Source organism: uncultured Amaricoccus sp. (assembly GCF_937858865.1).
Taxonomy (GTDB): Bacteria; Pseudomonadota; Alphaproteobacteria; order Rhodobacterales; family Rhodobacteraceae; genus Amaricoccus.
In genome coordinates this window covers 1-8,266 of the sequence record NZ_CALLYO010000035.1, presented here as the reverse complement: position 1 = coordinate 8,266, position 8,266 = coordinate 1, and the positions used below count along the sequence as shown (strand labels likewise).

Annotated in this window: 8 protein-coding genes, 1 pseudogene and 1 riboswitch; of the genes and pseudogenes, 3 read left to right on the top strand and 6 right to left on the bottom strand. The window is 71.2% G+C overall.

All coding sequences use genetic code 11. The features are described from left to right. The 3 genes and pseudogenes from Q0112_RS00935 to Q0112_RS00925 form a co-directional block, all read right to left on the bottom strand. Positions 1-467: pseudogene (locus Q0112_RS00935) on the bottom strand (thiamine/thiamine pyrophosphate ABC transporter permease ThiP); the annotation flags it as partial. Beyond that, positions 443-1,432, bottom strand: coding sequence for a thiamine ABC transporter substrate binding subunit (gene thiB / locus Q0112_RS00930; protein ID WP_297970280.1), 990 nt, complete (start codon positions 1,430-1,432; stop codon positions 443-445). The gene thiB and the pseudogene Q0112_RS00935, both read right to left, overlap by 25 nt. A gap of 39 nt (positions 1,433-1,471) precedes the next feature. Beyond that, positions 1,472-1,579: riboswitch (TPP riboswitch) on the bottom strand. Positions 1,580-1,660: 81 nt separating this feature from the next. Then, the gene (locus Q0112_RS00925; RefSeq protein ID WP_297970278.1) at positions 1,661-2,326 is read right to left on the bottom strand and encodes a Crp/Fnr family transcriptional regulator; all 666 of its coding nucleotides are present in this window, start codon (positions 2,324-2,326) and stop codon (positions 1,661-1,663) included. Positions 2,327-2,429: 103 nt separating this feature from the next. Between Q0112_RS00925 and Q0112_RS00920 the strand changes: the two genes are divergently transcribed. From Q0112_RS00920 to Q0112_RS00910, 3 genes are all read left to right on the top strand, one after another. Continuing rightward, the gene (locus Q0112_RS00920) at positions 2,430-4,004 is read left to right on the top strand and encodes an arylsulfatase (protein ID WP_297970276.1); all 1,575 of its coding nucleotides are present in this window, start codon (positions 2,430-2,432) and stop codon (positions 4,002-4,004) included. 364 nt (positions 4,005-4,368) lie between these two features. Continuing rightward, positions 4,369-5,469, top strand: a complete 1,101-nt coding sequence (gene aroC, locus Q0112_RS00915; protein WP_297970274.1) for a chorismate synthase — start codon at positions 4,369-4,371, stop codon at positions 5,467-5,469. A 23-nt stretch (positions 5,470-5,492) separates the two neighbouring features. Continuing rightward, on the top strand, positions 5,493-6,272 hold the full coding sequence (locus tag Q0112_RS00910; RefSeq protein WP_297970272.1) for a transporter: 780 nt from the start codon (positions 5,493-5,495) through the stop codon (positions 6,270-6,272). A 128-nt stretch (positions 6,273-6,400) separates the two neighbouring features. On the opposite strand, the gene Q0112_RS00905 is transcribed toward Q0112_RS00910, so the two are convergent. The 3 genes from Q0112_RS00905 to Q0112_RS00895 form a co-directional block, all read right to left on the bottom strand. Next, positions 6,401-6,646: a hypothetical protein gene (locus Q0112_RS00905; protein WP_297970270.1), complete on the bottom strand. Its 246-nt coding sequence runs from the start codon at positions 6,644-6,646 to the stop codon at positions 6,401-6,403. 264 nt (positions 6,647-6,910) lie between these two features. Continuing rightward, positions 6,911-7,834 (bottom strand): MurR/RpiR family transcriptional regulator, encoded by a 924-nt coding sequence (locus Q0112_RS00900; protein WP_297970268.1) that lies wholly within the window; start codon positions 7,832-7,834, stop codon positions 6,911-6,913. Then, a partial coding sequence (locus Q0112_RS00895; RefSeq protein WP_297970266.1) for a carcinine hydrolase/isopenicillin-N N-acyltransferase family protein occupies positions 7,788-8,266 on the bottom strand: 479 nt, incomplete at its 5' end. The genes Q0112_RS00895 and Q0112_RS00900, both read right to left, overlap by 47 nt.

Sequence of the window (8,266 nt, the reverse complement as noted above, 5' to 3'; positions counted from 1 at the left end):
CCCTGCAGCACCAGCCGCGCCACGAGCGCGACGTTGAAGAAGACATGCGCCAGCACCACGCCGCGCAGCCCGTAGACATCGAGCCCCGGCAGGCCCGCCGCCTCCAGCCCGCGGCTGAAGAGCCCGGCCCGCCCCCAGATCGCGATGATCCCGAAGACGGCGACGATCGCCGGCAGAAGGAACGGCGCGCCGAGCAGCGCCACCAGCGCCCCCCGGCCGGGAAAGCGCCGCCGCGCCAGCGCGCGCGCGGCCGGCACGGCGAGCGCGCAGCTCAGCGTGGCGGAGACGAGCGCCTGCACCAGCGTGAAGCGCACCGCCGCCCAGTCCGCCGGCCCGAGCCCGCGCCCGGGCTCGGCGCGCGTGACGAGGGCGGCGAGGGTGCCGAGCGTGACGAGCGCGACGAGCGCCAGCGCCAGCCCGCCGCCCCAGCGGACGGACGGCCCTATCGGCTGAGCGCGGCCAGCCATTCCGCCAGCGCCGCCTCGCGCTTCGCCTGCGCCTCCTCGGGCGGGAAGAGCAGCGCCTTCTCCGGCACCGCCAGCGTGTCGTAGCCCGCGGGCAGGCCGGCCGCCGGCGTGTGCGCCGGATACATCCAGTTGGTGGTCGGGATCACCCCCTGGAATCCGTCGGTCAGCATGAAGCCGAGGAAGCGCCGCGCCAGCTCCGGCTGGTCCGAGGTCGCGGTCATCGCCGCCACCTCGACCTGCATGTAATGCCCCTCCTCGAAGATCGCCGCCGCCTTGGTGTCGTCCTGATCGGCGATCAGATGATAGGCGGGCGAGGTGGTATAGGCGAGCGCCATGTCGACCTCGCCGTTCACGAAGAGCCCGTAGGCCTCGCTCCAGCCCGGCGCGACGGTGACGATGCGCGGCGCCAGCCCCTGCCAGATCTCCGGCGCCCGCTCGCCGTAGGCGTCCTTCACCCACATCAGCAGCCCGAGCCCCGGCGTCGAGCTGCGCGGGTCGTGGATGACGATGCTGGCGTCCGAGGCGATCAGCTCCTCGAAGCTCGCCGGCGGGTCCGGCATCTTCGTCCTGTCGTAGACGAAGGCGAAATACCCCCAGTCATAGGGCAGGAAGGTGTCGTCCTCCCAGGGGATCGGCAGGTCGAGCGCCGGGTCGGCGATCCCGTGCGGCGCGAAGAGGCCGGTCTCCTTCGCCGCGGCGGTGAGGTTCGTGTCGAGCCCGAGGACGATGTCGGCCGGCGTCCGCTGGCCCTCGAGCCGGAGCCGCCCGAGCAGCGCCGCCCCGTCACCGGCGCCGACGAAGCGCACCGTGCAGTCGCATTCCTTCTCGAAGTTGGCCGCGATCTGCGGCCCCGGGCCCCATTCCGAGACGAAGCTCTCGTAGGTGTAGATGACGAGCTCGGGCTTCTCCTCTGCCCCGGCGGGTGTCGCCAGCGCGACGAGGGCGGCCAGTGCCAGCTTTCGCATGGATTCTCCTCCGCGGTTCCGGAGGAGCGCAAATGTGGGATCGCACACCCGCGCCTTCCCTCCGCCGGTATGAGCCGGTTCAGGTTCAACGGGTCTGCTTTGACGCAATCTCAGCCCGGCCACCGCCGGACCCCCCGAGGCACCGCGCACAATAGGCATCCCGCGCCGGGATGCAAGCCTGCCCGGTCGCGTCCTGTCGCGTCCTGTCGCGTCGTTGCCGCGCCCTCCTCACGCCTCGCCGCGGATCGCCTCCAGCGCCGCGCGGTCGTGCACGATGAGGCAGCCGTAGCCCCGGCCCACCGCCCCGGTCTCGGTCAGCCCGACCAGCGCCCGCTGCAGGCTCGACCGCGTCATCCCGATCAGCCGCGCGAGTTCCTCCTGCCGCGCCACCACCCGGCCCTCCGCGTCGGCGAGCCGCAGCAGCATCCGCGCCAGCCGCGCCCGCGGGCTGAGCGCCAGCGCCTCGGCGAGCAGCGTGACCGCGAGCGTCGCATTGATGTGGCTGAGCTCGTAGAAATGCCGCCAGGTCTCGGGGCGCGCTCGCACCAGGGCGCGGATCCGCGCCCCCCGCACCCGGAAGACGCGCGCGTCGGTGGCCGCCGTCAGCGAGACCGCGCGCGGCGCCCGCGCGAGCAGCGCCGACTCGCCCAGCCAGAAGCCCGGCTCGGCCCGGTGGACCGTCACCGCCTCGTCGCCCACCAGCGGCAGCGTCACCTCGAGCGCCCCGCCCCCGAGGCCGTAGAGGCCGTCGGCCTCCTCGCCGAAGTCGTAGATGAGCTGCCCCGGCGCATAGTGCTGCCAACGGCCGTTCTCGAGCATCCATTCCCGGAAGGCCGGCGGCTGCGCCGCGAGCCACCCTCGCTCGTCGAGCGGCCAGAGCGTGTCAGCCTTCATCGAATGACCCAAATGCGGCAGACTTGCAGGGGCGTCGATCCTACGACGCTAGCGGAGCGGCGTCCAATGGGCGCGGCAGACCTGCAGCGGGAGGAGAGGAAACATGCACCTCGGCACGCGGCTCAGACTGGGGGCAGCCACTATGCTCGCCGCCGGCACGCTCGGGACGGCGGCGCTGGCCCAGGAGGCCGCGGCCACGCCGCCGCCGAACATTCTCGTCATCTGGGGCGACGACATCGGCCAGTTCAACATCGGCGCGATCAATCGCGGCATGATGGGCTACGAGACCCCGAACATCGACCGCATCGCCGCCGAGGGCGCGCTCTTCACCGACTGGTACGGCCAGCAGAGCTGCACCGCCGGCCGCGCCGCCTTCGTCACCGGCCAGTCGCCGATCCGCACCGGGCTCACCAAGGTCGGCCTGCCCGGCGCGCCGGAGGGCATGACCGCCGAGGATCCAACGATCGCGACGCTGCTGAAGCCGCTCGGCTACATGACCGGCCAGTACGGCAAGAACCACCTCGGCGACCGCGACGAGATGCTGCCGACCGCCCACGGGTTCGACGAGTTCTTCGGCAACCTCTATCACCTGAACGCCGAGGAGGAGCCGGAGAACCCCGACTATCCGCGCAACTTCACCATGCAGGACGGCCGCACCTTCCAGGAGGCCTTCGGTCCGCGCGGCGTCATCAGGTCGACGGCCGACGGGCAGATCGAGGACACCGGCCCGCTGACGCGGAAGCGGATGGAGACCGTCGACGAGGAGGTGACGGCGGGCGCCCTCGACTTCATGCAGCGCGCCCACGACCAGCAGAAGCCGTTCTTCTTGTGGTGGAACTCCACCCGGATGCACATCTTCACCCACCTCAAGCCCGAATCCGAGGGCAAGACCGGCCTCGGCGTCTATGCCGACGGCATGGCCGAGCACGACGCCATGGTGGGCGAGCTGCTCGACAAGCTCGACGAGCTCGGCATCGCCGACAACACCATCGTCATGTACTCGTCCGACAACGGCGCGGAGACCTTCACCTGGCCCGACGGCGGCACGACGATGTTCCGCGGCGAGAAGAACACCAACTGGGAAGGCGGCTACCGGGTGCCGACGCTGATCCGCTGGCCCGGCGTCATCGAGCCGGGAACGGTCGTCAACGAGATCGGCGCCCATGAGGACATGCTGACGACGCTGGTCGCGGCCGCCGGCGACCCGGACGCCAAGCAGGAGCTGCTCGCGGGCAAGCAGATCGGCGACAGGACCTACAAGGTCCACCTCGACGGCTACGACCTCGGCCCGGCGCTCAGGGGCGAGGCGGAATGGCCGCGCCACGAGTTCGTCTACTGGACCGACGACGGCAGCGTCGCGGCGATCCGCTACGACGACTGGAAGGTGACCTTCCTCGAGCAGGACGCGCACGGGCTCCGCGTCTGGCAGGATCCGTTCAAGGAGCTGCGCGCGCCGCTGCTCACCAACCTCCGGATGGACCCCTTCGAGCGCGCCGAGCACGAGAACGCCATGGGCTACACCCGCTGGTACATGGAGCACATGTTCCTGATCGCGCCCGCCTCGGCCTATGCCGCCAACTGGCTCCAGAGCTTCCAGGAATTTCCGCCGCGGCAGAAGCCGGGCAGCTTCAACCTCGACCGGGTGATGGAGTCGCTGACCGCGAGCAGCGGCCAGTAGCGTTCCCGTTCCCGGGCCGCCTGCGCGCCCTCCCGGCCGCGCTGGCGGCAGGCGCTTCGGCGCGCCGGATGACGGCGCGCCCGTCTTTCGCTGGAGTGCGCCTGCGACCGCGAGAGCCACATCTGCCGCCTCGACAAGGCGCTCGACGCCGCGCCGTCCGAGGGCTGGATCTTCGTCGACATGGCGCAGGGCCGGGGCACGATCTTGGCCTGCCGAATGCCCGTTAACGAAGGTTTCGGAAGCATGAACGACATCAGAATTCATGAATAGATTCAATGTCCTGGTCTGCCGGGCGCGCGCGCCCACCCCGCGCCGGCGCGCGCCCTGCCTTCCCTTCCGCGCCCCGCCGCGCTAAGGGGCGCTCATGTTCAACAGCTTCGGCCACCTCTTCCGCGTCACCACCTGGGGCGAGAGCCACGGCCCCGCGCTCGGCTGCGTCGTCGACGGCTGCCCGCCCGGCGTGCTTCTGACCGAGGCCGACCTCCAGCCCTGGCTCGACGCCCGCCGCCCCGGCCAGAGCCGCTTCACCACCCAGCGCCAGGAGGCCGACCGGGTCGAGATCCTCTCCGGCACCTTCGAGGGGCGGACGACCGGCACCCCGATCTCGCTGCTGATCCGCAACACCGACCAGCGGTCGAAGGACTATGGCGACATCGCCGCGAAGTTCCGCCCCGGCCACGCCGATCTCACCTATCACCTCAAGTACGGCATCCGCGACTACCGCGGCGGCGGCCGTTCCTCGGCGCGCGAGACCGCGGCGCGGGTAGCGGCCGGCGGCGTGGCACGGGCGGTGCTTGCGGAGCTGCTGCCCGACGCCCGTGTGCGCGGCGCGCTGGTGCGGATCGGCGCGCACGCGGTCGACCGCGCCGCCTGGGACTGGGAGGAGGTGGCGAGGAACCCCTTCTGGTGCCCCGACGCCAAGGCGGCGGAGATCTGGGCGGGCTATCTCGACGGGCTGCGCAAGGCGGGCAACTCGGTGGGGGCGGTGGTCGAACTCGTGGCCGAAGGCTTTCCGGCCGGGCTCGGAGCCCCCGTCTACGCCAAGCTCGACAGCGACATCGCCATGGCGCTGATGAGCATCAACGCGGTGAAGGGGGTCGAGATCGGCGCCGGCATGGAGGCGGCGACGCTGACCGGCTCGGAGAACGCCGACGAGATCTTCATGGGCAACGACGGGCGGCCGCGCTTCTCCTCGAACCACGCCGGCGGCATCCTCGGCGGGATCTCCTCCGGGCAGGAGATCGTCGCCCGCTTCGCGGTCAAGCCGACCTCCTCGATCCTCACCCCGCGGCGGACGATCACGACGGGCGGCGAGGAGACCGAGATCGTCACCCGGGGGCGGCACGATCCCTGCGTCGGCATCCGCGCCGTGCCGGTCGGCGAGGCGATGCTCGCCTGCGTGCTTCTCGACCACTACCTTCTCCATCGCGGCCAGGTCGGCGGTGCCGGCGGCCGCATCGGCTAGCGATCTGTCAGGGGCCCGCGAACATGCGCTACACAGCCACCTTCCTCGCCTGCCTCGCCGCCGCGCCGGCGGCCTTCGCGCAATCCGCCGAGGATCTGGCCAAGCAGACGGCCAATCCAGTGGCGAACCTGGTCAGCGCGCCTTTCCAGTACAACTACAACAGCGGCTTCGGGCCGGACGGGGACGGCAAGCAGAGCTACGTCAACTTCCAGCCGGTGATCCCCTTCTCGCTGAACGGGAACTGGAACCTCATCTCCCGCACCATCCTGCCGCTGGTCTGGAACGACGGCGTGATCCCGGGCGAGGACCATCAGTTCGGGCTCGGCACGACGACGCAGAGCTTCTTCCTGTCGCCCAAGGCGCCGACCGCCGGCGGGCTGGTCTGGGGCGCGGGGCCGGCGTTCCTGATCCCGACCGCGACCGACGGCATCGCCGACGACGAGTGGGGGGCGGGGATCACCGGGGTGGCGCTGATGCAGACCGGGCCGTGGACGGTCGGCATGCTCGGCAACCATCTCTGGTCGGTCACCGGCGACGACGACATCTCCTCGACCTTCCTGCAGCCGTTCCTGAGCTACACCACGCCTGCCGCGGTCTCCTTCACGCTCAACAGCGAGTCGACCTACGACTGGGTGAACGAGGAATGGTCGGTGCCGATCAACGGTATCGTCTCGAAAACGACGATGATCGGCGGGCAGGCGGTGCAGTTCGGGGTCGGCGCGCGCTACTGGCTCGATTCGCCCGACGCCGGGCCGGACGGCTGGGGGGCGCGGGCGGTGGTGACCTTCCTCTTCCCGGAGTGATGGCGGCTTTGGCCGGATTCGTGCGGCGGCAAAGGTTTACGGCGAATCGCTCGATGTGGAATCCGTATGGAACGCATATGGAAAGCGTATTGCACCTGAAATAGTCGGATTGGGGCGTTAATGCGGGCTCAGCGGCTGAAGCGGGCGGTGAGTTCCACGTGCCCGGACCAGCGGAACTGGTCGACGGGCCGCAGCCAGTCGAGCCGGTAGCCGCGGGCAGGGAGGATCGCCGCGTCGTGGGCGAAGCTCGCCGGATCGCAGGAGACCGCTGCGACGAGCGGCACGCGGGAGCGCGCGAACTCGTGCTCGTCCTCGGCGGTGGCCTGGAGGAAGGGGCAGGAACTCGCGCAGATCGACGCCCTTCCAGACGCCAATAGTCGACGAGCGCCAGTCGCTCGTTGTAGGGCGGATCATTGGTCATCACGCGATTGTCGCGACCGTGGTGGATCGCAGCTTGCCGTCGATCCATTCGAGGATGGCGCTGTCGCCGGTCGGATCCGAGAGCGACAAGTGCACCGTGGCTAGATCGAAAGCATTGCGGATGTGAGCGCGTCCCAGCGGCTGATGCGGCCCGCGGTCTCATGGCGCTGTCGCTCTCTATGGCCATCGTCGCGGGACGCGCCCGCGCGAGAGCTGTGTCAGAGGGTCTCGACGCGCAGGGCCCCGATGAGACGGTCGCGCTGGCAGAGGGCGGTGCGGGCCGCTTCCGGGTTGGCCGCGGCGCAGGCGTTGATCAGGCATTCGGCGGCGACGACGAAGGCGCCGATGCTGTTCGACAGGAAGCTCGAGTCGTGGTCGACGAGGATCGCGGCCCGCGACGTGGCGACGAGAGGCGAGGTCGGGCGATCGGTCAGGGCGACGGTGGCGAGGCCGCTCCGCTGCGCGACGGCGGCGGCCTCGGCGACCTGGGTCGAGTAGGGGGCGCAGCTCGTGGAGAGGAGGACGTCGCCCGGCGACAGCGCCGCGAGGCCCTCGGCGACGCCGAGGCTGCCGTTGTCGAGCAGCGCGACGTCGGAGCGGATCATCCGCAGGCCGTAGACGAGGAAGCTCGCGACCGCGTGGAACTGGCGAATGCCGTGGACGGCGACGCGCGGCGCCGCGACGAGAAGCGCCACGGCGGCGTCGAGGGCGGCCTCGTCGAGGCGGTCGACGAAACGGTCGATGTTGGCCTGGTTCTCGCGGCAGAGCCGGGTCGCCGCCGCCCGGGACGAGGAGCCGCCGCGCAGCGCCGACGCGGCCTGGCGGGAGTAGAAGGCCCCGGGGGCGGTCATCGAGGCCGAGAGGAGCACCTGCTGCAGGCCGGGGAAGCCCGGGTATCCGAGGGCGGTGGCGAGGCGGGTGAGGGTCGATGGGTTGACCCCGAGCGCCTCGCCGAGCGTGGTGATCGAGAGGAGGGCGGGGTCGCCGACCATGTCGAGCATCCGCCCGAGCGCGTCCTGGGCCTTGGCGCCGAGCGAGACCGGCGCCTCGCCGCGGGCGATGGCGACGGCGAGGGCGCGCAGTTCCTCGACGGTCTCAGGCGGTCGTTCCCGCGTAGGCGGCCGGTCCGTCGGCATCGTCATGGATTCTCCACTCGACGCCACGGTCCTCGACCCTGAAGAGCGCCGTGGCAAGGGTGTTCTCGTGGTCGGGATCGTCCGGCGCGTCGCGGCGGATCGGCAGCCCGGGACCGCCGGTGTCGCGCAGGATCGCGAACGGCTCCCGACCCGTCGCGACCAGGGCGTCACCGCGCGCCTGGCGGTCGCCGGAGGACCGGGTGACGATCTGCGCCGCGAGCCCGCCCCTGTGATGCAGGGCGTGGTTGGCGTGGAGCGCGGGAGCAGTGACCTCGATGATGGAGGTCTCCCCGCCGCCGAACTCGACGGAGAGGATGCGCCGGTCGCGGCGGTGGGTCAGGGCGAAGTGGAAGCCGCCCGAGGCCGGCGCGCCGCGCAGGAAGCCCTCGGCGGCGTCCAGGCTCTCGCGCGCGAGGAGGGCGCGGCCGATCGCCATGC

Excerpts from the sequence above, each read along its gene's own strand:
- thiB (WP_297970280.1), bottom strand. The coding sequence starts at position 1,432 with ATGCGAAAGCTGGCACTGGCCGCCCTCGTCGCGCTGGCGACACCCGCC.
- Q0112_RS00925 (WP_297970278.1), bottom strand. The coding sequence starts at position 2,326 with ATGAAGGCTGACACGCTCTGGCCGCTCGACGAGCGAGGGTGGCTCGCG.
- Q0112_RS00920 (WP_297970276.1), top strand. The coding sequence starts at position 2,430 with ATGCACCTCGGCACGCGGCTCAGACTGGGGGCAGCCACTATGCTCGCC.
- aroC (WP_297970274.1), top strand. The coding sequence starts at position 4,369 with ATGTTCAACAGCTTCGGCCACCTCTTCCGCGTCACCACCTGGGGCGAG.
- Q0112_RS00910 (WP_297970272.1), top strand. The coding sequence starts at position 5,493 with ATGCGCTACACAGCCACCTTCCTCGCCTGCCTCGCCGCCGCGCCGGCG.
- Q0112_RS00900 (WP_297970268.1), bottom strand. The coding sequence starts at position 7,834 with ATGACGATGCCGACGGACCGGCCGCCTACGCGGGAACGACCGCCTGAG.